Source organism: Chryseobacterium gotjawalense (assembly GCF_030012525.1).
In the GTDB taxonomy this organism is placed as follows: Bacteria; Bacteroidota; Bacteroidia; order Flavobacteriales; family Weeksellaceae; genus Kaistella; species Kaistella gotjawalense.
Genome location: NZ_CP124855.1, coordinates 810,206 through 835,018 on the forward strand (window position 1 = coordinate 810,206; position 24,813 = coordinate 835,018).

22 protein-coding genes are annotated in these 24,813 nt (G+C 36.3%); 15 read left to right on the forward strand and 7 right to left on the reverse strand.

Annotation, left to right across the window (positions count from 1 at the left end; all coding sequences use genetic code 11):
* Nucleotides 1-9 precede the first annotated feature (9 nt).
* The 5 genes from QGN23_RS03600 to QGN23_RS03620 all read right to left on the reverse strand — a co-directional run bounded on the left by QGN23_RS03600 (nt 10) and on the right by QGN23_RS03620 (nt 4,015).
* Nucleotides 10-1,176: a methylmalonyl-CoA mutase family protein gene (locus tag QGN23_RS03600; protein ID WP_282905665.1), complete on the reverse strand. Its 1,167-nt coding sequence runs from the start codon at nt 1,174-1,176 to the stop codon at nt 10-12.
* A gap of 39 nt (nt 1,177-1,215) precedes the next feature.
* The gene (locus QGN23_RS03605) at nt 1,216-1,566 is read right to left on the reverse strand and encodes an FtsB family cell division protein (RefSeq protein ID WP_282905666.1); all 351 of its coding nucleotides are present in this window, start codon (nt 1,564-1,566) and stop codon (nt 1,216-1,218) included.
* A gap of 1 nt (nt 1,567) precedes the next feature.
* Nucleotides 1,568-2,185, reverse strand: coding sequence for a uridine kinase (gene udk, locus QGN23_RS03610; RefSeq protein ID WP_282905667.1), 618 nt, complete (start codon nt 2,183-2,185; stop codon nt 1,568-1,570).
* A 79-nt stretch (nt 2,186-2,264) separates the two neighbouring features.
* A complete protein-coding gene (locus QGN23_RS03615) occupies nt 2,265-2,885 on the reverse strand; it encodes a SanA/YdcF family protein (protein ID WP_282905668.1) in 621 nt (206 codons plus the stop codon).
* A 5-nt stretch (nt 2,886-2,890) separates the two neighbouring features.
* Nucleotides 2,891-4,015 (reverse strand): ferredoxin--NADP reductase, encoded by a 1,125-nt coding sequence (locus QGN23_RS03620; protein WP_282905669.1) that lies wholly within the window; start codon nt 4,013-4,015, stop codon nt 2,891-2,893.
* Between the two features lie 33 nt (nt 4,016-4,048).
* Between QGN23_RS03620 and QGN23_RS03625 the strand changes: the two genes are divergently transcribed.
* The 10 genes from QGN23_RS03625 (at nt 4,049) to QGN23_RS03670 (ending at nt 16,026) form a co-directional block, all read left to right on the forward strand.
* Nucleotides 4,049-4,621, forward strand: a complete 573-nt coding sequence (locus QGN23_RS03625) for a TlpA family protein disulfide reductase (RefSeq protein WP_282905670.1) — start codon at nt 4,049-4,051, stop codon at nt 4,619-4,621.
* Between the two features lie 146 nt (nt 4,622-4,767).
* Entirely contained in the window at nt 4,768-5,742 is a 975-nt protein-coding gene (locus QGN23_RS03630; protein ID WP_282905671.1) for an iron ABC transporter permease, read from the forward strand.
* Between the two features lie 717 nt (nt 5,743-6,459).
* The gene (locus tag QGN23_RS03635) at nt 6,460-6,837 is read left to right on the forward strand and encodes a GxxExxY protein (RefSeq protein WP_282905672.1); all 378 of its coding nucleotides are present in this window, start codon (nt 6,460-6,462) and stop codon (nt 6,835-6,837) included.
* Between the two features lie 1,232 nt (nt 6,838-8,069).
* Complete coding sequence (locus tag QGN23_RS03640; RefSeq protein WP_282905673.1) at nt 8,070-8,993, forward strand: ABC transporter ATP-binding protein; 924 nt, start codon at nt 8,070-8,072, stop codon at nt 8,991-8,993.
* A gap of 165 nt (nt 8,994-9,158) precedes the next feature.
* Nucleotides 9,159-9,611: a MarR family winged helix-turn-helix transcriptional regulator gene (locus QGN23_RS03645; RefSeq protein ID WP_282905674.1), complete on the forward strand. Its 453-nt coding sequence runs from the start codon at nt 9,159-9,161 to the stop codon at nt 9,609-9,611.
* 6 nt (nt 9,612-9,617) lie between these two features.
* On the forward strand, nt 9,618-12,011 hold the full coding sequence (locus tag QGN23_RS03650; protein WP_282905675.1) for a 3-hydroxyacyl-CoA dehydrogenase/enoyl-CoA hydratase family protein: 2,394 nt from the start codon (nt 9,618-9,620) through the stop codon (nt 12,009-12,011).
* Between the two features lie 60 nt (nt 12,012-12,071).
* On the forward strand, nt 12,072-12,431 hold the full coding sequence (locus tag QGN23_RS03655; protein WP_282905676.1) for a four helix bundle protein: 360 nt from the start codon (nt 12,072-12,074) through the stop codon (nt 12,429-12,431).
* A 46-nt stretch (nt 12,432-12,477) separates the two neighbouring features.
* Entirely contained in the window at nt 12,478-13,659 is a 1,182-nt protein-coding gene (locus QGN23_RS03660) for an acetyl-CoA C-acyltransferase (RefSeq protein WP_282905677.1), read from the forward strand.
* Nucleotides 13,660-13,785: 126 nt separating this feature from the next.
* Nucleotides 13,786-14,139, forward strand: a complete 354-nt coding sequence (locus tag QGN23_RS03665; RefSeq protein WP_282905678.1) for a four helix bundle protein — start codon at nt 13,786-13,788, stop codon at nt 14,137-14,139.
* A 99-nt stretch (nt 14,140-14,238) separates the two neighbouring features.
* Nucleotides 14,239-16,026 carry an acyl-CoA dehydrogenase family protein gene (locus QGN23_RS03670; protein WP_282905679.1) on the forward strand — a complete coding sequence of 596 codons (1,788 nt, stop codon included), beginning with the start codon at nt 14,239-14,241 and terminating at the stop codon, nt 16,024-16,026.
* A gap of 248 nt (nt 16,027-16,274) precedes the next feature.
* Here QGN23_RS03670 and QGN23_RS03675 read toward each other — a convergent pair whose 3' ends face one another.
* Nucleotides 16,275-16,922, reverse strand: coding sequence for a hypothetical protein (locus tag QGN23_RS03675; protein ID WP_282905680.1), 648 nt, complete (start codon nt 16,920-16,922; stop codon nt 16,275-16,277).
* 973 nt (nt 16,923-17,895) lie between these two features.
* On the reverse strand, nt 17,896-18,981 hold the full coding sequence (locus QGN23_RS03680; RefSeq protein ID WP_282905681.1) for a tyrosine-type recombinase/integrase: 1,086 nt from the start codon (nt 18,979-18,981) through the stop codon (nt 17,896-17,898).
* 623 nt (nt 18,982-19,604) lie between these two features.
* On the opposite strand from QGN23_RS03680, the gene QGN23_RS03685 reads away from it, so the two are divergent.
* From QGN23_RS03685 to QGN23_RS03705, 5 genes are all read left to right on the forward strand, one after another.
* On the forward strand, nt 19,605-20,624 hold the full coding sequence (locus QGN23_RS03685) for a transcriptional regulator (protein WP_282905682.1): 1,020 nt from the start codon (nt 19,605-19,607) through the stop codon (nt 20,622-20,624).
* Nucleotides 20,625-20,802: 178 nt separating this feature from the next.
* Complete coding sequence (locus tag QGN23_RS03690; RefSeq protein ID WP_282905683.1) at nt 20,803-21,549, forward strand: hypothetical protein; 747 nt, start codon at nt 20,803-20,805, stop codon at nt 21,547-21,549.
* A gap of 770 nt (nt 21,550-22,319) precedes the next feature.
* The gene (locus QGN23_RS03695; protein WP_282905684.1) at nt 22,320-22,751 is read left to right on the forward strand and encodes a hypothetical protein; all 432 of its coding nucleotides are present in this window, start codon (nt 22,320-22,322) and stop codon (nt 22,749-22,751) included.
* 70 nt (nt 22,752-22,821) lie between these two features.
* Entirely contained in the window at nt 22,822-23,058 is a 237-nt protein-coding gene (locus tag QGN23_RS03700; RefSeq protein WP_282905685.1) for a hypothetical protein, read from the forward strand.
* 167 nt (nt 23,059-23,225) lie between these two features.
* Entirely contained in the window at nt 23,226-24,188 is a 963-nt protein-coding gene (locus QGN23_RS03705) for a WG repeat-containing protein (protein ID WP_282905686.1), read from the forward strand.
* The last annotated feature ends 625 nt before the right edge of the window (nt 24,189-24,813 follow it).

Consider the following 24,813-nt stretch of genomic DNA (forward strand, 5'->3'; position numbering starts at 1 on the left):
GGCAAAAAACTATTCAAACATTTCTGCTAAACGAACTGCTTTAATTTCACCTGGCGAATACATTTCTGCCGCAGATTTCGTTTTCTCCAGTTTCGGATAAAGATTCACGCCAATGATTTTTATTTTCCCTTCTTCTACCCAATTTTGTTCTTTAACTGCTTGCTCGAAAATTTGTTTTTGAATCGAACCATTTTTCAAAAGCTCGCAATAACCGCCATCATTTTCAATTTGGAGGAACATTTGCCAGGATTTTTCCGCGAACTGTTGCGTTAAATTTTCGATATAATAACTCCCGTTTCCGGCATCTTCAAAAACATTGATAATGCTTTCATAAGCTAAAACGATTTGTTGTTTAAATGAAATTTCTTCGGAAACCGAATCGGATTTTTCAAATTGATAATCATTACTGAAAACCGCATCTGCTCCGCCAATCATCGCCGCAGAAAGTTCAAGTGTGGAACGGATCAGATTATTTTCAGCATCATTTTTCGATTTATTCCGCAAAGAGGTTTCCGCAAAAATATAGGGAATTTCATTTAATTCAAATTCTTTTGAAAATTGATTAAAAAGCAATTTAAGTGCTCTGATTTTAGCAATTTCAAAGAAATAGTTTCCACCAACAGCGACTTTAAAAATGATCTTATTTAAAATTTCCAAACCGAAAATCTCTGTCAGTTCTATTGTTTTTGCCAAAGCGATTGCCAGCTGCTGAACGATTGTGGCACCTGCATTTTGATGCAAAGAAACATTAATGCAAATATTTTTCTCGAAGTCTTTTGCTAAAAGTTCTTTTACCAATTGCTGATTTAATCCGCCCTTTTGATCTTCAGAAAACACATCGACTAACGAAAAATAACGGTTGGTGTCCTCCAGGGAAATATGTTCTGCCAAATCTTTATTGTTAACAAAAATCACTTTCCCTTCAAGGTTTTCGACATTATCATTCAAAAGAAAAGCGAAAATATTTTCCTCTGAACTTTCGTGATAAGGGGAAACAAGATGGGTGGATTCTTCCACTTTCGGAAGATTGTTTAAAGGTTTCGCGACAGAATCGTAATAAGGCTTTACGGTAATTCCCTCGAGGTTTTCTTTGGATAAAATCTCATAGATATTTTCTGTTTTCAATTGTTTCTGAACAACAGATTCCCAGTCTTGAAGTGAAGTTTTTTTAAACATATTTTTGATGGTTTCAAAAGTTGGCTTTTATCTGATGAGTTATCTGTTAACTGCTTTCGCACTGTCTACAACCAAAATAAAAATTTCTTCATTTGGTTTTTTCATGAAATAATTTTCACGGGCATATTTTTCTTTTTCCTCTTTATCATTCATCAATTTCTTGTAAAACTCATCATTTTTATGATATTCTGTTTGATAATACGCGAGCTGACTTTCGTAGCGGCTCACTTCACCATTCAGTTCATTGATGACTAAAAAAGAAGTACTGTCAAAGAAAATCATCCACACTAAAAAAAGGAAAACAGTCACGAAATATTTATTCACAAAATATTTCCGAATGAATTTTAACTTTGCCGATTTCGGTTTGATTTCTTTAATTAAGTCTTCCATTTTAATGTGTTTTTTTCAGCGTATTATTGATGACAGTAGAGAGAAAGTCAATCGCAACAGTGTTTTGCTTCATATTGGGAACAATTAAATCCGCTTCATTTTTCGAAGGTTCTATAAACTCCTGATGCATGGGTTTCAAAGTGGTTTGATAACGGTGCAAAACCTCCTGCAAATCGCGGCCACGCTCTTGCGTATCGCGACGGATTCTGCGAATCAGTCTTTCATCGGAATCGGCATGTACAAAAACTTTAAGATCATATTCTTTTAAAAGTTCAGAATTGGTCAGTACCAAAATCCCTTCTACAATCAAAACATTTCTGGGATCGATGGATACATGATCTCCCGTTCTGGAATGCGTTACAAAGGAATACAAAGGTTGCTCAATGGTTTCGCCGTTTTTCAATGCTTTTACATGTTTGATAAGCAGATCAAAATCGATGGATTTGGGATGGTCGTAATTCAAAACCTCTCTTTCCGAAAGGGTAAGATTCGGATTATCATGGTAATAATTATCCTGAGAGAGCACATTCACTCCTTCTATATTCAGTTGTTGAAGAATTTTATTGACTACAGTGGTTTTTCCTGATCCGGTTCCTCCTGCAATTCCTATTACGAGCATATTTTTTGTTTTTACAAATATAAGATTTTGCCGTAAATTACTTTGCTAAAACTGTATCTAAATTATAACCGCACTGCATTTATACTTTTCGCTCGATATTGAGAAGGTAATAAATCACCGCAACCACGCGTGCTATGAATTCCCGGGACTGATTTCTGTAATAACTGTGATTGGTCAAAACATCATGTGCATCAAAGCCAAGCGCATTCATTCCGCTGTTTCTGGCGTAGAATAAAGCACGCAGATTATGAAAACCCTGGGAAACAATAATCACATCTGTTTGATGGTAAACCTCCAGGCAGTTTTTGATGCTGGTTTGGGTTTTATAACCTTTCGGATCTTCAGTAATAATATTTTCCGGGACCCCTTCCTGATAAATCAGGTAATTTTTCATGGCTGCAGGCTCATCATAACCTTTGCTTTTTTCGCCGCTGACAATGATTTTTTTAATTTTCCCATGATGGTACAGAAGTGCGGTTGCATCCATCCTCGCCGTAAAATAAGGATTGGAAACTCCGGATTTCATTCTCGGAGAAGTTCCTAAAACAAGCGCCGTTTCTCTGGGTGGGATTTTCGATATTTTGGTGTACGTTTTCCCATTCGTTACGGCAAAAACCCAGATATTAGCCAAAAACATAAGCAAAACCCCAATTTCAATGAGATTAAAAAATGATTTAAATATGTCTAATAATTTCTTCAAAACAACTACATCAAGTCAAAATTAACTTTAATATTTTTACTTAAAACGATGGACATGCAGGCGAGTATTTTTCCCGATGCTTCCTCTTTTTCAGTCAGATATTCATTTTCTAAAAGCTCAACCTGGCCTTCTTCTAAAATACATTCGCAACTGCCGCAAATCCCCGATTTACAGGAATAGGGAACCGGGAATTTCTGAATCAGCAATTGCTGCAACAGCCGCATTTTATTATCTTTTAAAGTCGTTTTATATTCTTTGTTAAAAAGTTTAAAACCGACCTCAATATTTTCCAATAAAGGAAACTCTTTTTCGACCGGATAAATATCTTCATTAAATTCTTCAAAAAGTTCAAAATGAATATTTTTCTTGCGAATCCCGTGTCTGTAACAGGCATTGGCAACCGATTTTATCATTTCGCCTTTACCGCAGATCAACACTTCATCTACGGCGTCCCAAATCGTACTCTCTTCATCGGTATCATCTAACTGCAAAATCTGATTGATAATCAAAGCGACTTTTTTCTCATTCAGCCGTCCTTCAAAAAGGCCGTTGCCCACTTTTTCCTGTGAGTAAAAGTAGTGAATTTCCAGCCGATCCGGATGTTGCTTTGCCAATTCATCCAATTCATTTTTAAAAGCGACCTGCTTTTTATTTCTATTTCCGTAAAAGAGGAAAAGCCGCGTTCTGGGTTCTGTATGTAAAATATTTTTGAAATGACTCAGAATTGGCGTTATTCCAATTCCGCCGGCAAAACCGACGATCGTGCGAAATTCATGCGGTTTAGAACCTAAAGTAAATCTTCCTCTCGGTTCCGAAACTTCAATTAAATCACCAGTTTTTAAATCTTTAAATAATGAACTTGCAAAACTTTCGTCGCTGCTTATTTTGATTCCTAACGTGATTTTCTCTTCATAAGGTGCCGAAGTCATTGAAAAATCCTTCAGTACAACTTTTCCGTTCACGGGGAATTGGAGGGTTACATACTGGCCGGCCTCAAAATGATATTGGGAAGATAATTCGGGCGGGATTTCGAATTCGAGCGCGAAGGTACTTTTGGTCAGTTCTTGCTTTTTCGCTAATTTTAGCGGGTGAAATTCTATTGGTCTTGCTTTAGGTAAGAGATTTTCCATAATTATTAAGAATTCAAAAATAATAAAAATAAAATGAAAAAATTGATTTTGGGTATCGTGTTATGTACTGCGCTTTCGGCTTGTAAAAAAGAAACGAACGTAAATGAAGCGACCGATACAACCGTAACGGACTCTGCCGGTGGAGATCATTCAACAGTTGCAACGGAAGCCGCCCTTCCTTTTAAACATGTTGAAATAAGCGCGGAGGAAAGCACCAAACTTCTGGGCAAAAAAGATAGTGATACGTTATATGTAACCAATTTCTTCGCAACCTGGTGTGGTCCGTGTATGAGAGAAATCCCTCATTTTAAAGAAAAAATGGCGGAACTGAAATCGCAGCCTGTTAAATTTACTTTCGTAAGTTTAGATGAAAAAGAAGACTGGGACACGAAAGTGAAGAACTTTTCAGAGGAACAGGGTCTGTCGCAAAATGTAGTTTTACTGGACGGATCACTATTAACTCCCGAATTTTTTCACGCAAATTTTAAAGAATGGGACGGTGGTTCAATTCCTTTCACCTTCATGAGAAAAGGCGACAAAACCGACGAAACCGTAGGAATGATGAGCGAAGAAGCTTTAACTGAAAAGATTAATTCTTTTAAATAATTTCAACCGAAAGTCACAAAGATTGCTGTAAAATTAAGGGAAATGTATTCTTGAAAAGCGGAGATTTTTATACTGAATCAGCTTTCAATCCAGCATTTTTCTTTTAATAAAAACAGAATTTTTGTGACTTTTTTGTATCTCTAAAAATGTCGAAAAACTTTAAAATCACCGGAATACTCATCATCATCGGAATTGTCATTTCGGTACTTATCAATTTGAATATCGGTTTTATGAATTTGAGTTTTTCAGATTTTCTTTCGTCCGGTTCGGAGAATTCACAAATTGCGCAACTTCGCATCAATCGTGTTTTAGTAATGCTTTTGGCCGGAATTTCCATACCGACTTCTGGATTTTTACTGCAGGAATATTTTCAAAACCCGTTAGCCGGACCATCGGTTTTGGGAATTACTTCTGTGGCGAGTTTGAGTGTCGCTTTTTATATTTTCTTTTCTACAGATTTTATCTTACCGGAATTTTTGCAAAACAGTTTTTTAAGTTTTTCAGCCATTGCCGGGAGTTTATTATTAATGGTAATTCTACTGGCTTTCTCGGGACGTTTTCAGGATAAATCGTTTCTCATCATTTTTGGTTTTTTAATTTCGGCTTTAGCTGGCGCAGTGGTTTCTATTCTTCAGTTTTATGCTGAAAATCAAAGTCTGAAAAATTATATTCTGTGGAGTTTCGGGGCGAATAACCAGGTTTCTACGAATCAGATTTTAGTTTTAACAATTATCGTAATCATCGGTTTATTGTTAAGTTTTAAAACCATCAAACCATTAATCGGAAATTCTTTGGGAACGGCTTATGCACAAAGTTTGGGCGTCAATTTAAAGCACTTAAAGTTTCTGGTCATAATTTCCTCGTCACTTTTATCAGCTTCTGTCACGGCTTTTTTAGGGCCTATTTTATTTATCGGGATTGTGGTTCCGCATTTTTGCAGAATGCTTTTTAATCCTGCGAAACTGTGGCAACAGTGGATTTTGAATATGCTTTTAGGGATATTAATTATGGAAGTTTTTTCTATTGTTTCAGAAGCAACGCAGTTTCCGCTGAATGTGATTACCTCCTTATTTGGAATACCCGTGATTTTAATGATGATGATGAAAGGGAAAAAGGTTTAATTTTGTTTTTAATGCAAAGACCAAAAATTGTTAATTTGTAATACTAGAATTCAATTATATTACTCTTAAAAGAAGATTTTTTTGACGCAAAGGCGCAAAATTTTTTTTATAATAATACTGCTTTTAAGGCGCAAATCATCTGAAGATGATATTTTTGATTGTTATAACTAGAAAGGAGATGTTTTTTAACGCAAAGGCGCAAAATTTTTTTTATTAAAATACTGCTTTAAGGCGCAAATCATCTGAAGATGATATTTTTGATTGTTATAACTAGAAAGGAGATGTTTTTTAACGCAAAGGCGCAAAAATTTTTTTATTATAATACTGCTTTAAGGCGCAAATAATCTGAAGATGATATTTTTGATATTTTTATTATTAGAAAGAAAATGTTTTTTAACGCAAAGGCGCAAAAATTTTTTATTATAACACTGCTTTAAGGCGCAAATCATCTGAAGATGATATTTTTGATTGTTATGAGTCGAAAGAAGATGTTTTTTTTAACGCAAAGACGCAAAATTTTTTTTATTATAATACTGCTTTAAGGCGCAAATCATCTGAAGATGATATTTTTGATATTTTTATTATTAGAAAGAAAATGTTTTTTAACGCAAAGGCGCAAAAATTTTTTATTATAACACTGCTTTAAGGCGCAAATCATCTGAAGATGATATTGAATGTTTTTTAAATTGTATTTATAGTTACACAAAATCAAATAAGATGACTGAAAATGATTTGTCCAGAATTGTATTTGACCTGGGAATGAAGATCCACAGAAAATTAGGTGCTGGTTTATTTGAAAGTGTTTATGAGGAATGCCTTTTTTATGAATTACAAAAAGCAGGATTAAAAGTCGAAAAGCAAAAAACACTTCCAATTATTTATGAGGAATTAAAGATTGAAAATGCTTTCAGATTAGATATGATCGTTGAGAACAAACTGATTCTGGAGATTAAAACAGTAGAATTTATAAATGAAGTTTACAAGGCGCAACTATTGACTTACCTTAAAATGACAAATTGTAAATTGGGTCTTATTTTAAATTTCAGAACCGCTGTTTTTAAAGATGGCGTAAAAAGAGTGGTTAATGGCCTATAGATTTCTATTTTATTACACCCACAAAATTGAAACTCTTTGATTTCCCTGCGTCTTAAAAACACAATAAAAACCAGTAGTTTTGCGTCTTTGCATTAAAATAAGAAGATGAAATATTAAAAGTTTCCTACACGCACAAAATTGAAAATCTTTGATTTTCCCGCGTCTTAAAAACACAATAAAAATAAATTAATTTTGCGTGTTTGCGTTAAAAATAGATGAAATATTTAAAGTTTACTACACGCACAAAATTGGAAATCTTTGATTTTCCCGCGTCTTAAAAACACGATAAAAATAAGTAATTTTGCGTCTTTGCGTTAAAATAAGAAGATGAATATTTAAAGTTTCTACATGCACAAAATTGAAAATCTTAATTTTCCTGCGTCTTAAAAACACAATAAAAATAAATTAATTTTGCGTCTTTGCGTTAAAATAAGAAGATGAAATATTTAAAGTTTACTACACGCACAAAATTGAAAACCTTTGATTTTCCCGCGTCTTAAAAACACAGTAAAACTAAATTAATTTTGCGTCTTTGCGTTAAAATATGAAGATGAAATATTTAAAATTTATACATGCACAAAATTAAAAACCTTTGATTTTCCTGCGTCTTAAAAACACAATAAAAATAAATAGCTTTGCGTCTTTGCGTTAAAATAAGAAGATGAAATATTTAAAGTTTACTACCCGCACAAAATTGAAAACCTTTGATTTTCCCGCGTCTTAAAAACACAATAAAAATAAGTAATTTAGCGTCTTTGCGTTAAAATAAGAAGATGAAAATATTTAAAGTTTACTACACCCACAAAATTGAAAATCTTTGATTTTCCCGCGTCTTAAAAACACAATAAAAATAAGTAATTTAGCGTCTTTGCGTTAAAATAAGAAGATGAAAATATTTAAAGTTTACTACACGAACAAAATTGAAAATCTTTGATTTTCCCGCGTCTTAAAAACACAATAAAAATAAGTAATTTAGCGTCTTTGCGTTAAAATAAGAAGATGAAAATATTTAAAGTTTACTACCCGCACAAAATTGAAAATCTTTGATTTTCCCGCGTCTTAAAACACAATAAAAATAAGTAGTTTTGCGTCTTTGCGTTAAAATAAGAAGATGAAATATTTAAAGTTTACTACCCGCAAAAAATTGAAAATCTTTGATTCTGCTGCGTCTTAAAAACACAATAAAAATAAGTAATTTTGCATCTCTTACGTTAAAAATGTCAGAATATTAAATGTTTCTAGAATTAAAAAACACAACCATCGGTTACCATACTCCTTTAATTAAAGAAGTGAATACTTCCCTGGACTTAGGTGAAATCTGTCTTTTGATCGGAAACAACGGCGTGGGAAAAACCACTTTAATCAAAAGCATTCTCAATCAAATCGAATTAATAAATGGCGATGTTTCAGTAAATGGAAAACATACTAAAACACTTACCTATAAAGAAATTGCCGAGCAGATTGCCGTAGTTTTTTCCAAGTCGCAAATTCCGGCAAATTATACTTTATGGGATTTAATTTCTTTCGGTAAATACATTCATTATCCCTATTATTTTGAATTAAACAATACAGACAAACAGGAAGTTGAAGAAATCATTGAAAGCCTGAATTTAACGCAATACCGGGACTTTCAGTTAAGTCAGCTGTCGGATGGTAATCTTCAGAAAGCGTTTGTGGGAAGAGCTTTAGCGCAAAATTCGCCGATGATTATTTTAGATGAACCTACCACTCATCTGGATGAAGAAAATAAAATAATCATTCTCAAGTTACTTCGGAACTTAGCCAAAACGCAAAACAAACTTATCCTGTTTTCTTCCCACGACTGGCGGCTGGCAAAAGAGTTTGCCGACAAAATATGGCTCATCAGTAACGAAAAACTGCACGCCGGAATTACAGAAGAGATTCTGTTGAAGCATAACGAACTGCTTAATCCTCATATTTTTCACTTCAACGAAGGATTTGTTGCGCCACAAATTTTCGCGCCGGAATTACACAAAGAAATGCTCTACTCTTTTCTTCAAAAAAACTTCAAAATAAACCTTTCTGAGTTTAAATTTATTTTCAGCGATCCTTTCTGGGAGATTTCGACCCATCAAATTCAACAAAAATGCGATTCTTTTGAGGAAATCGCTGAATTTGTTCAAAACCTTCATTAAATCCTTATCTAGCCGACGTTTTTAAAGTACTATGCATGCATAGTATTATGCTTTTCATACCTTTTAACTGTTTGATTTACACCAATTAACAAAGTTTTAACAGAAAAAATATACTATGCATGCATAATATTATTTATATTTGGATAACCACATTATCTCAATATTATGAATAAAACAAACAATGAAAAGGTTGAGAATATCGATCTTATCTTAAAGTCAACCTGGCTCGCTGTTTCGAAAATGTATTCAGAATTAGCGCAGGACCATGATGCCACAGCAGTTCAAGCCTTAACACTCCTTAAAATTGATCCCAAAGATGGAACCAGAAGTACCAATCTGGGCCCCAAAATGGCCATTGAACCTACTTCCTTGACGAGAATCATTAAACTCCTGGAAGATAACGGCTATATCTACAAAGAAAAAACCACCAATGACAAACGCGAAGTCATCATTAAGCTTACCGACAAAGGCTTGAACAGCAGAAACTTATCCAAAGAAGTGGTGGTCAATTTCAACAAAAAAGTAATCGATAAGATCCCTGCTGAAAAAATGGAAATTTTCAAAGAGGTGATGACCGACATTTTGAAAATCGCAAACCAATTAAATAATAAAAAATAAATAGCAATGAAACGAAGAATTAAACACGTAACGGTTCTCGGTTCAGGAATTATGGGTTCCGGTATCGCAGCACACTTCGCCAATATTGGTGTAGAAGTGCTCTTACTCGATATTGTACCCTTCGAACTGACTGAAGCTGAGCAAAAAAAAGGTCTTACCAAAGAAGACAAAACCGTAAGGAACAGAATCGCAACGGAGAATTTTGTGAAATTACAGAAATCAAGTCCGGCACTTTTATACTCACCGAAATTTGCGGAGAGAATTACCGTTGGAAACTTTGATGACGATTTAGAAAAGATCAAAAAAACCGACTGGATTATTGAAGTCGTGGTTGAAAGACTCGACATTAAAAAGTCGGTTTATGAAAAGATTGAGCAACACAGAAAACCGGGAACATTGGTATCTTCCAATACGTCCGGGATTCCGATTCATTTCCTGATTGAAGGACGAAGCGATGATTTCAAAAAGTATTTCGCAGGAACGCATTTCTTTAATCCGGTTAGATATTTACCGCTTTTAGAAATTATTCCAACACCGGAAACCGATCCTGAGATCATCAAATTCTATATGGAATATGGGGCGAAGTTTTTAGGAAAAACAACGGTTTTAGCCAAAGATACTCCCGCATTTATCGCGAACAGAATCGGGGTTTTCTCCATGATGAATTTGCTTCATGAAGTTAAAAATCTAGGTTTAAATGTTTCTGATATCGATAAGTTAACCGGTCCGGTGATCGGCCGTCCGAAATCGGCGACGTTCAGAACAGCTGATGTTGTTGGTTTGGATACTTTGGTGATGGTTGCCAACGGTGTTCGGGAAAGCAAAGCGGAAGCCAACGATTTCAATGATGTTTTCAAACTTCCGGATTACATTCAGAAGATGATGGACAACAAATGGTTGGGATCTAAAACGGAACAGGGTTTCTACAAAAAAGTAAAGAACGCCGAAGGTAAATCTGAAATTAAAGGTCTGAATTTAGATACTATGGAATATGAACTTCAGGGTAAATCGGACTTCCCTACTCTGGAATTAACAAAAAGCATCGATAAACCGATCGACCGTTTCAAAGTTTTAGTTGGTGGAAAAGACAAAGCCGGAGAACTCTACAGAAAATCTTTAGGCGCTTTGTTCGCTTACGTTTCTCATAAAGTTCCGGAAATTTCTGATGAGCTGTATAAAATCGATGATGCCATGCGCGCAGGTTTCGGTTGGGAAAACGGACCTTTCGAAATCTGGGATGCCGTAGGTGTTCAGAAAGGAATTGAACTGGCCAAAGAAGCCGGTTACGAAGTTTCTGACTGGGTAAAAACCGTAGAATCTTTCTATAAAGTAAATGACGAAGGTCAAAGCATTTACTTCGATAAAACCTCCGGAAACTACAATAATATTCCGGGTCAGGAAGCCTTTATCATTCTTGATAATATCAGAAAAAACAAAACCCTTTGGAGTAATTCAGGTTCTGCAATTCAGGATTTGGGTGACGGAATCATCAACTTTGAGATCCGTTCCAAAATGAACTCTTTGGGTGGCGAAGTTTTAGATGGTTTGAACAGAGCCATTGATTTGGCTGAAAAAGATTACGACGGTTTGGTGATCGGAAATCAAGGTGCCAATTTCTCTGTTGGAGCCAATTTAGCCATGATTTTAATGATGGCGATCGATCAGGATTGGGATGATTTGAATATGGCAATCGCTTATTTCCAGAAATCCATGATGAGAGTGCGTTATTCCTCAATTCCTGTTGTTGTTGCGCCACACGGAATGACTTTAGGCGGTGGTTGCGAAATGACAATGCACGCTGATAAAGTGGTTGCTGCTGCAGAAACGTATATAGGACTGGTTGAAACTGGCGTTGGTGTAATTCCCGGCGGCGGTGGAACGAAGGAAATGGCGTTGAGAGTTTCCCGTGAATTCCATGCTGATGATGTAAAAAACAACCGACTCCGGGATATGTTTATGAACATCGCGATGGGTAAAGTGGCGACTTCGGCTTACGAAGCATACGATATGGGAATTCTTGAAAACCATAAAGATATCGTCGTGGTGAATAAAAACCGCCAGATCGCTGAAGCCAAAAAAGTGGCAAAACTAACCGCAGAACTGGGTTACACGCAACCGATCCAGCAAAAAGTAAAAGTTTTGGGTCGTGACGCATTAGGAATGTTCTTAGTAGGAACCGATCAGATGCTCACCGGAAAATATATTTCTGAGCACGATAAACTCATTGCTGACAAATTAGCCAACGTGTTGGTAGGTGGAAATCTCTCTGAACCAACCATCGTAACAGAACAGTATTTATTGAACCTTGAAAGAGAAACTTTCTTACAGTTATGTGGCGAGAGAAAAACTTTGGAAAGAATTCAGTTCATGCTGACTAAAGGAAAACCGCTTAGGAATTAGACTTGAGACGAAGAGATATTAGACGAAGAGATAACATATCATATTTTAAAATCAACAGTTATGCATAATATTAAAAAATTAAAAATCTGGAACAATTCCATTGATTTATGTGTTGATGTTTACAAAGCATTGGCAACAATGCCTAATGATGAAAAATATGGTTTGTCATTTCAGATAAAGAGATCTGCAGTTTCAATTCCTTCCAATATTGCTGAAGGAGCCGGAAGAGATACGAATCCGCAGTTTAATCAATTTTTAAATATTGCATTTGGCTCTTCTTACGAACTCCAAACTCAACTGATCATTTCTGAAAGATTGAACTTCATTTCCAAAGAACTCAATGAACCAATCTTAAACAAATTGGACGAAATTCAAAAAATGATTTACGTTTTCAAAGAAAATGTAAAGAAAAATAATTAACACGGCAAGAGTCTCAACTCTCTTGTCTAAAAATCTATCATCTAAAATGAAACAAGCATACATCATAAAAGGATTTAGAACTGCCGTTGGTAAAGCACCAAAAGGAAGTTTGAGATTTACAAGACCCGACGTCATGGCCGCAACTGTTATTGAAAAATTAATGGCTGCAGTTCCACAACTCGATAAAAACAGAATCGACGATTTAATCGTTGGAAACGCTATGCCGGAAGCTGAACAAGGGTTGAACGTGGCGCGATTAATCTCCTTAATGGGATTAAACACCGATCAGGTTCCCGGAGTGACGGTTAACAGATATTGCGCTTCAGGATCTGAGGCGATTGCAATTGCTTCTGCTAAAATTCAGGCAGGAATGGCTGACTGTATTATCGCCGGCGGAACAGAATCGATGAGCTACATTCCAATGGGAGGTTACAAACCCGTGCCACAAACCGACGTTGCAAAATCCAATCCTGATTATTATTGGGGAATGGGTTATACGGCTGAAGAAGTGGCGAATCAGTTTAAAATCTCCCGTGAAGAACAGGATCAGTTTGCTTTTGAATCTCATCAAAAAGCGTTGAAAGCCAATGAAACCGGCAGATTCAAAGATCAGATCGTCTCAATTCCGGTAGAATACAATTATTTGGATGAAAACCAAAAAATGCAAACCAGGAAATACGATTTTACGGTTGACGAAGGTCCGAGAAAAGATACGAGTCTGGAAGGTTTGGCAAAATTACGTCCCGTCTTTGCCAACGGTGGATCTGTAACCGCCGGAAACTCTTCTCAAATGAGTGACGGTGCAGCTTTCGTGATTGTAATGAGTGAAGAAATGGTGAAAGAATTAGGTTTGGAACCCGAAGCAAGATTGGTTGCCTATGCCGCTGCTGGTGTAGAACCAAGAATCATGGGAATGGGACCACTCTATGCAATTCCAAAAGCGCTTAAACAAGCCGGTTTAGATTTAAAGGACATCGACTTGATTGAACTGAATGAGGCTTTCGCTTCCCAATCAGTGGCTTTGAAAAAAGAACTGAATCTTAATCCAGATCTCTTAAACGTGAACGGTGGCGCTATCGCCCTCGGACACCCTCTGGGTTGCACCGGAACAAAATTAACCGTTCAGTTACTTGACGAAATGAAAAAACGCGGCAACATGAAATACGGTATGGTTTCCATGTGTGTGGGAACGGGACAGGGAGCGGCTTCGATATTTGAGCTGCTTTAGGTAGACGAAGAGAAGAAAGAGGAAAGAACAAAGAACAAAGAGAAAAGAATAAAGAGGAAAGAACAAAGAGGAAAGAGACAAGAACAAAGAGAAAAGAATAAAGAATAAAAATTAAAGATTTACAGGATGAAACATAATTTTAAAAATTTAAATATTTGGAAATTATCAATCAATTTGGCGGTTGATGTTTATGATGAGACTGAAAACTTTCCAAAATCTGAGGAATTTGGTTTGAAATCTCAATTAAGAAGATGTGCGGTTTCTGTTCCTTCAAATATTGCAGAAGGTTCAAGCCGATCTTCAAATAAAGACTTTAATCGTTTTTTAGAATACAGTCAAGGTTCTCTTTATGAAATGCAAACTCAAATAATTATTTCTACAAAAAGAAAATTTATTCTCGAAGAAAGTTCAGAAAACATTGAAAATCAAATTACTGAATTACAGAAGATGGTTTCTGGTTTTCAAAAAACATTACAATAAAAAATTTGAATGAAGAGATTAAACGAAATTAAGTCTTTATTCTTTTCTCTTTATTCTCAAAATCTAAAATCTCCAATTTAAAATTTAAAACAAATAGCAATGAGCGATACAAAAACAACATTAAAAGGCGGCGAATTCATCATCAAAGATATTCCTGCAGCAGAATTATTCAGTCTTGAAGAACTGAACGACGAACAAAAAATGCTTCGTGAATCCCTTCATGAATTCATGGAAAGAGAAGTCCTTCCAAACAGAGAACGTTTTGAGCAGAAAGATTATGCTTTAACGGAAGCAACCATGCGCAAACTGGGCGACCTGGGAACACTGGGAATCGCGGTGCCGGAATCTTACGGCGGCCTTGGAATGGGCTTCGTGAGCACCATGCTGGCGTGTGATATCGTTTCCGGAGCCAATGGTTCTCTGGCAACAGCGTACGGCGCACATACCGGGATCGGGACGCTTCCTATCCTTCTTTACGGAACGGAAGAGCAGAAACAAAAATACCTTCCCGCTTTAGCAACGGGTGAAAAATTCGGAGCATACTGTTTGACAGAGCCCGATGCAGGTTCCGATGCCAACTCCGGAAAAACGCGTGCGAAACTTTCTGAAGACGGAAAACATTACATCATCAACGGACAGAAAATGTGGATTTCCAATGCAGGTTTTGCAGATACTTTCACTTTGTTTGCACGGATTGAAGACGACAAAAACATCACCGGTTTTGTGATCAACCGTTCAGAACTGGAAGATCCCAACAGCATGACTTTAGGTGAAGAAGAACACAAACTCGGGATCCGCTCCTCTTCTACCCGACAGGTTTTCTTTAATGATATGAAAATTCCAGTAGGAAATCTTTTGGGCGAAAGAAACAACGGTTTCAAAATCGCATTAAATGCTTTGAATGCGGGACGTATCAAATTAGCGGCTGCAAACGTCGACGGACAAAGAAGAATCACGTCGCTTGCCATTAATTATGCGAATGAAAGAAAACAGTTCGGTGTGTCTATTTCAACTTTCGGTGCGATCCGTAAGAAAATTGCAGAAATGTCCACAGGAATATTTGTTTCTGAATCCGGCGCGTACAGAGCGGCAAAAAATGTAGAAGATAAAATCGAAGAATTGGTTGCTGGCGGAATGTCACCCGAAAACGCAGAAATGAGTGCTTTGGCAGAATATGCGGTTGAATGTTCCATCCTGAAAGTGTACGTTTCGGATTTAACGCAACACATCGCCGATGAAGGAATCCAGATTTACGGTGGCATGGGATTCTCGGAAGACGCTCCAATGGAAGCCGCCTGGAGAGATTCCAGAATTGGCAGAATCTATGAAGGGACGAACGAAATCAACCGTTTGTTAGCCGTAGGAATGCTGATCAAGAAAACCATGAAAGGCGAACTGGATCTGTTGAAACCAGCCATGGCGATCGGAAAAGAACTGATGGGAATCCCCTCATTTGAAGTTCCTGATTATTCAGAATATATGTCTGAAGAAAGAGCGATCCTTCACAACCTGAAGAAAGTATTCTTAATGGTTGCCGGAGCCGCGCTTCAGAAATACATGATGGAGATCGAAAAACAGCAGCATCTTTTATTGAATGCCTCTGAAATCCTGAACCAAATCTATATGGCAGAATCTGCAGTTTTACGGGCAGAAAAACATTTCGACACCGACTCTGTGCAAGCAGCTATGGCAAGACTCAACCTTTACAAAGCCGTGGAAGCGATTACCACCGCCGCGAAAGAAGGAATCGTATCCTTTGCGGAAGGCGATGAGCAGCGCATGATGCTTTCCGGTTTAAGAAGATTTACCAAATACACCAATATGCCAAATGTGGTGGCACTTACCGAAAAGGTAGCCGCTCATTTCGTGGAAAAAGGATCTTACTAGCAATAGTATGATATGTGGTTTGAACGCTCCGGGAAACTGGGGCGTTCTTTTTTTTATAAATGGCTCAAAGTCATAGACTTTACAGCGAGCTCCGAACTGCGGTGAAAAAAGCTCTATGGGTGCGAATTGGTGGACCGGCAAACCATTGTTTTTGGCGAAAAAACAGCGTGGCAATGATGACGCTTTCCTAACCGAATTTCCACCTGAAAGGAAAACGGAGTAATGAAGCGGTCTTTTCCGGCATCCCTTTACCCAACACCCCACTGCGCCCACAGATACGCTGCCGAAAAATGTTCCTTCGGGACGGAGTGTTGATCCGGTGCGGCAAACTTCACGCAGCCTACGATGAGCAGCCATTCTTCCGCCGGTTCTGTCGGAATCCTCCATTCCGTTGCGGGAACCGCAGCGGTTGCACTGATTTCCATTTCTATTTTCGAAAGTACTTTTAGGGGAACCCACGGACTATTGAGGTCAGCGGTGATTGCAAAGAACGTAAGTACTGCTGTACTGCAGTTTTTGGGAGGGATGATCTGGGTTTTCCATTTCAGTTCGGGCAGGTGAACTTTCATTTCACCGTTGGATACCCGTTCTACCTCGGGGAAAAAGTTGGTGCAACTTTCCCATTCCATTTTCGGGTTAAAAGAGAAACCAGCCAGTGCCTGCGGATTCCCGAAGCCGGCAGTGGTTCCGGAGCTGCCGCCGGTATCCCCGGAAACTGTTTTCCTGATCCTGGCGCGGTGCCTTGCCGCAAAATACTGGAGGGCGGGAATTCCCATTATGCGGAGAATCTGAAGGCGGAACATCTTTTCACGGCTGCTTACCAGTCCGAAAACTCTGGCAGCAGCTTTGGTTTGGGGCGACTGCTTCACGCTGTCGGGTTTCAAGCGTACGAACACGCGGTCGCCGTCGTTTACAAAAACAATATTGCCGATGGCACCGCTCAGGTTGCCGTTTTTCTTTAAATTTGCCATACCGATTTCCGTGGGATTAGGTTACCATCAACCGCCCGTCAGCAGAAGACCTTATTACTACTGACCATCAACGTATTAAGTTCGATAAAGATACAATAAAAAACCATTATAAAAGCACTGTTTCTCCAATAGTTTATTGGAGTTTTATTGGACTTATATTGGAGGCATATTGCAGTTATAGCGAATGAGATCAGGAGGAAGTGGGGAGTTAACATGGAGAAGCATAACCTGAACTCATGATCTGACTAACGAATACATGTTAATATGGCTAAAAGCCCATTGGAGTGATCTATTTTACAGGTGCAAAAGACCTAGGATTTTGTCCAATGTTCTGTGTAAAGAGGAAGTGAGGCTCAGCACAACATAAAGCACCAACCCATGATTTGCCTCATTTACAGTTGTAATTTGCGACGCAGGGAGCTGCTCCACCTGAAACTGCGAGACATCAATTCTAAAAGAAATATCGTTTTTCATCCGGCAGGCTAAAGGGAAAAAGGACCGTACCACTCCACTTTCCGGTAAGATTTCAGATTTGCTCCGGAAGATTATAAAGCGTTTCGTCCCAAAACCTGATTGTTCGAGGGACAGAAAGCATGTGAGCCTTACAGCGGGCAAAGTTTAAAAAGTGTTTGGAAGTTGGCGTTAAAGAAAGCACAGATCAGCATGCCGGTGACTTTGCACCGACTGCGTCACCGCTACCCCACGCATTGATTAGAGAGTGGAACCGATTTGTGAACGCCTGGTTACAGCAGCAGTAAGACGACCGAAATATACCCCCCACGAAAGCACCAAAAGCCTGCCGCAAATAAAAAGTCCGTTTGATGATTTTTAATGATTTGCTTCTCCGAAAATTTTCTACCACTACAGAAAGCACCCACAAAAGGAGTAAAAAGCGCGTTCACAGCTTATCTAAGGGCGACTGAACCCCAGAAACAGTTCTATCGGCAACATGGGTGTAACCGAGGGTGGTTTTAATGTCCCGGTGCCCCATTAATTTTTGAATGAGGGAAATATCGGTTCCAAATTCAAGAAGATGGGTTGCGTAACTATGGCGCAAACTGTGAATACCCACTGTTTTTCTGATTCCTGCTTTGTTCATCGCCGCTTTAAAAACCGCCTGTGCGCTTCTTATTGCATACCTGCCGCCAAACTGGCCTTCAAAAAGATATTCTTTGGGACGAAATGCTTTGTAGTATAAGCGCAGCTCTGCTAAAACAGACTGTGGCAAATTTACCATCCGGTCTTTTTTTCCTTTTCCGCGGTCGATGAGTACGGTCATGGTAACGGAATCGATGTGTTCAATTTTTATATTGACGATTTCGCTCACGCGGAGTCCCATGCCGTAACACAGCTGCAGGATGAGTTTGTGTTTCGGGTTCTCGGTAATGTTGATGATTTTAGAGATTTCTGTTGTATTTAATGCTTTAGGAAGAAGCACGGGTTTTTTCGGCCGTGGAATATCGAAAAACATTTTGTCCTGATGCAGTACTTTTTCGAAATAAAACTTAACGGCGTTTATTCTGCTGTGAATTTGGTTTTCAGAGAGTTGAAGTTCTTTGATGCAGTATAGGAAATAGCTTTGGAGTTTTTCTTTGGTTAATTCTTCTACACGAAAAGCTTTGATGATGTAGAGCAACTGTGCGAATTCTATGGAATATACCCGCAAAGTATTTGGGCTGAACCCTTTCAAAATGAGTTGGTTTTGAAATTTCTGAAAGGTTTCTAAATTATTGGGATGAATTTTGAGCAAAACTTCTTTGCCGACTATTTTTTGGTCGAGGCCGAAAAGTTCGCGGTTAAAGGAATTATCGGTGACATACCAGGATTTTTGGGTTTGCGACCATCTGGGTTTTGTAACAGATTTGAGCATTGCGATAAGCAAAGCATCTTTTGGAAACCTGATCCAAATGATATTTTTGTCTTTGTGTTGCGCCACCTCTGGGGCAAAAAATTTTTTATCGAAAACGGGTTTTGTATTTTCCATAGTCAACATGCGTATTTCAATAACTAAACTTGCGTATTTTATATATTTACAAATTTATCAAAAACATAGTGTACTGACAATGAGGTTTTCACGGTAAAAAAAATAATTTTGCAGATTTGATAAACTTGCGTATATTTGAGAGTTATCGGCAATTTTATTCCCCAAAAGCGGGTTTTATAACGTGGAAACTGGATTGGATTTTAAAGGAGAAAAATGTCATCCGTGAAAGCGAAATAGAATGATTTCGCCGGCAAACTTACAAAGAGGACTTTGTCTGAAAGTGTACTTTCAAAGCGAAGACTCGCCGATAAGTTTGGCTAAGTTACCCGAAAATTATCAGAAAGTCAAGACTGCTGTTAATTTTGGGTGATTTCACGGTGGCATTTTTTAGGCTTGGTGTTTCCGTGTTTTCATTTTTGAGACTTCGCAAAGCAGTGTTTTGCAAAATATAAAAATGAATTAAAACCCTAATTGGGAAATGAAACTGAAAAAGTTTTGTACTTTAGGGGAGTGAATAATAAACAAAACTTCCGATAACAAGCAGTTTTGCAAAATTGCGACGCTAAGGCCAAGCTGGGTCCAGTCGCAACTTCGCAAAGCTGCAGGACGTTAGCTGACATATTATGAAAATCGTTATCCAAATTTTATTTTGTCTTTTCATTTTTATTTCTTGTGGTTATGACAAGAGTCAAACTCAAATTTTGGAAAAAATTGAAAAATCCAATAATTCAATTTTTGAAAAAAAATTCAATGAAAAAGTAATAAGTAGTTTTTCCAAAAAGCAGATAATTGAACTTTCATCTAATAAAAATCCAGAAATTGCCTTATATTTTTTTCAAATTTTAGTAAATAAATATCCAGATGATGCTTATTCTGTGTTTTTGAGAAATATTGATAATAAAAAAATTTCAACAATCGCAACAAGTTACGACACCTTGGAAGAAATGACGGTTTCCCAAGCAATGTTATTTTATGCAATATTAAAACAAAGTATATTTACTGAAGAGCAATTAAATGAAATTTTAGACAAAATAATTTTAGATATAAATAACAAAAGACATTTGTATGGTTATTTGGCAATGTATCTTGACAAAAACAAGAATAATCCGGACCCAAAATATTATTCAATTTTAAGAAAGGAAATTTTAGACACAACTTCGAAACCGTATTTTCATAATCACGCAATAATTAATTACTTTTCAAACTATAATAAACCTGAGGATGTAATTATCATAAAAGATTTTATTAAAAAATCGGTCTATGATGAGCCAACCTATTTTAATTCAGGAATAGAGTTTATTGCAAATTCACCAAAAGAACAATATTTTGATATATTGACAGATTATTTTGACAAAAAAATTAAAGATCAAAAATTTAGAGCTGATGACATTTTTTTCGAATTAGAATTATATACAAAAGCGTTAACTAGATATAAATCAAATGAATCGAAAGAATTAATTACTGAAATTGTTAATAAATCAAATTATTACTCACAAGGTAACTTTTTAGCTCCAAGGGAACAAGTTTATTTACTTCTCGAAAATGAAGATAAAAAAAATTATTTTTCAGTGCTTAAACAAAAACTATCACAAGAAGTAAGCAAAACCAAACTAGATTCAATTAGAAAATGGAATGAAAGATGAAATCCCAAGTAATACGTCAGCTAACATGGTATTTCTATTAGCGGGGTCGAAGTTTACATCATAAAGATTTTCGCTAGTTGTTCATTTTGTTATATTTACAAAAACCAGTTATAATAATCCCCGCCAACAGAAATACCCAACCGTTAGCAGAAAGTGTAAAACCACATATCGTTTATAAATGAAATTTTTACCTGTACTATTTTTATTGATATTTTACGGATCTTTAAAGTCCCAAAAATTTATAGATGAACCTTATTATTTTGTAGGAGTTGACGAAATGCACGTTTATAAGCAATCTAATGACACGCTTTATAATTTTACAACATTTTCTGTGAAAAATAATCCCAAATTAGATTTTAAACGAAATCATTATAAAATATGGGAAAATCAGGATCTAGGAAAGGAATTTTTTGCTCTAAAGGTGGAAAGACTTGATACAATTCCATTAACCACAAATCCTTATCCAGACGAAAGGTTTAATATTTGGATTTATAAGAGAACGCCAAAGAAAATTACATTTTTAAAACAAATATCGCAACTTAAAAAAAGTGAGATGCAGAATTACAAATTGGACACTCTTCACAATAATGATAAATATGGACAAACATTTTATTCATTGACATATATGAACGAATTGTTGAAATTAAAAAGAGTTAAGACAAAAAAGGATGTAGATATAATCAATAATGAATTAAACAATCCTGAATATCTCGAATTTGCAGAAGATTATCAAAAAAATAATAAAATGCCCGATATGTATGCTTCAGGATTAATGGCAATGTTAATTAATAAAGCAACTATCAAAGTTGGATATAGTCCAATCGGAGCGAGTGTTTTAATGAATATAATAAATTCAAAAATGTACGATGAGGATAAAAAGCGGAAAATAATTTCTGAATATTACGAAAAAATAAATCCCGAATAAAAACACCTTCTGCTAACATCGTATTGGCAATAGTGCGGAGGAATCGCAAGTTTAACCATCTCAGATGTTTCGAAGATTAATTTATAATAAAAAAGTTTCCGCGTTAAAGCCGCACCATCGCCAATACGCAAAACGTTAGCAGACATTTCAAGATAATTTACAAAATTAACAGTTTATGACAAAAACAAAACTTTATTTTTCAAATGCGATTTATTCAATCTTGCTTTTAGTAGTTTTATTAGTAATTAGTTTTTTAATTGTAAAATTTCTTTTTGTTAGTTATCTGCATCTACAGATATATTTAATACGAACTCATTGGTTTTGGAATATAGTAATTATATTTTTATTAATAAGTTTCGGAGGATTTGTTATTGGGAGCGCAATCACAGGAATATCATATTTGGCTTCGATAGTCAATCTAAAATTCCCTAATAATAAAACAAAAACAATTATAACTATTATTTTTACATCCATCTTTTCAATAGTTTTAATTGTGTTATTGTGGTTTATTCCACATTATGGCTTTTGGTCGACCATATTAACAATCATTTTTTCTATTGTAATTTTAGCATTACACATTCCATTTGTTATTTTGACCACAATAGATAACGATTAAGAAAAAAGCACGGTAGTTAAAAAACATTTGAATACTTACAAATAATTCTATGAAATTTTAAATTTATAGAGAATTCTATTTAAATAATAATTTTTTAAAAATATCTTATTAAATTCAGAGATAAAAATTTTAATAATACATAATTAATATAAATATGGAAATAATTTTATTGTCAATTTCATTTTTAACCCTCCACTATCCCTTGGGCTTATTTACAGACAATGTGAGGCGCTATGAAAGGTTTAAACAATATAATAAAGATGGCGCCTTTGGTGATTATTGCAGAGAAAATGGAATTGGCGTCGGCACTATAATTTCTGATAACAATCCATTCACAAAACTACCTATTTATTTTTTAGCAGTTTTAAGCGGATTTGTTTTGTCTTATTTTCCACTGCAAGAATTATTACCTTGGAAATGGTATTTTTTAATACCACTTAATATTGTTATTGCAAAGTCATCATCTCTATTAGCATTTTTTATAATGGGACAGATGAAAATATATTCTATTAGAAAGTTAAATATTACTTCAATTATATCTATAATTTTTGGGATAGCACTTTTTTTATACGTCAAATTTATGTAATGCTTTATTAAAAGACACTAAAAAAAAGATAGTTGATATTATAATAACTTAACGATAAAAATTAATTAATTTGAAAAGAAAGTATCCACTTGTTCCTTCGAAAGATGAGGATATGCAAAAAGTCATTTGGGAAGAATTAAGAATTATAACTTTGTTTCTTGCAAACAATGAAACTAACACGGAAAAAAATATGCAAGCGATTTCCACAATTGAAAATCGAATGGTAAGTACATACGATTTTGAAAACGGTATTAATAAAATCTGCGAAATCCTAAAACAAATCGAAAAGAACACTTCTCGACAATAAGAAACGCCTGCTAACAGCGTATTGGCAATAGTGCGGAGGAATCGCAAGTTTAACTATTTTAGATGTTTCGAAATTTAATTTTTAATAGAAAAAGGCGGTATTTTAAGCCGCACCATCGCCAATACGCAAAACGTTAGCGGCAACTTTACTGACGACACAGCATAAACATGAACGAAAATTTATTTCAAGTAACAAAAGACGGTAAGTCGGGTTTCATTAACGACAAGGGACAAGTGGTAATTGACTTGGTGTTTGACGGTGTTTCTTCTTTCTCGGAGGGACTTGCAAGAATTTTTGTTGGGGACAAAGTTGGTTTCATTGACACTAAAGGAAACATTAAAGTTCAACCCAAGTTTGACACAGTATCAGAATTTTCAGAAGGCATGGCATACGCCACAACGGGCGACAAATACGGTTACATAGACACAGCAGGAAACTTCGTTATTGAACCAAAGTTTTATCGTTGCTGGGGCTTTGAAAACGGATATGCTCTTGTCATGCAAGAAGTCGTTTCAACAGGTTGCTTTATTGACAAGTTTGGTGCTATCAAACTAAACGGCAGAAATTTTTTGGTTTCAAAGTATAGCGAAGGACTAATAAACTGTTCGGACAATGGAGACTGGGGCTTCATTGACATCAACGGCAATTTTATTATCCCACCAACTTACAAATACACAAGAGAGTTTTCAGAAGGCAAAGCAGCCGTTGCACCAAAAAAGATAGACGGCAAAGCAAACAGAAAAGACCTCTATGCTTTTATCAATAAAGAAAATGAGATTATTATACCACCTTTATTTACTGGTGCAGACATTCATTTTTCAGACGGAATGTGTGCAGTTTATGACAACGGATACGGCTACATCAATGCTAATGGACAACTCGTAATCCCTTGCGACTTTTATCTTGGTCAGCATTTTTCAGAGGGACTTGCTGTTGTGAAACCAAATGGCAAGGGCAAAACTTATGGCTACGTTGACAAGACAGGAGCTATGACTATTAACCCGACTTTTACGCTTGCTGAAAGTTTTAAAAACGGACTTGCATCAGTAACAACTGGTAAAAAATATGAAGAGTTTAAACGTGGCTACATTGACAAAAGTGGAAACTATGTGTGGGAACCGACAAGATAAAAAAGCAGCCGCTAACACGGGTTTGGCAAAAGTGGCGGTTCAGTGCTCCGAAGACACATTTGTGGTTAATCAAAGTTTGGTTCTCCGCATTAACATTAGTGGTGAAAATCGCCACCTTCGCCAAGCCCGAAAACGTTATCGGCAATTTTATTCCCCAAAAGCGGGTTTTATAACGTGGAAACTGGATTGGATTTTAAAGGAGAAAAATGTCATCCGTGAAAGCGAAATAGAATGATTTCGCCGGCAAACTTACAAAGAGGACTTTGTCTGAAAGTGTACTTTCAAAGCGAAGACTCGCCGATAAGTTTGGCTAAGTTACCCGAAAATTATCAGAAAGTCAAGACTGCTGTTAATTTTGGGTGATTTCACGGTGGCATTTTTTAGGCTTGGTGTTTCCGTGTTTTCATTTTTGAGACTTCGCAAAGCTGTGTTTTGCAAAATATAAAAATGAATTAAAACCCTAATTGGGAAATGAAACTGAAAAAGTTTTGTACTTTAGGGGAGTGAATAATCAAAACTTCCGATAACAAGCAGTTTTGCAAAATTGCGACGCTAAGGCCATGCTGGGTCCAGTCGCAACTTCGCAAAGCTGCAGGACGTTACCTGTAATTTCCCAAAACCACCG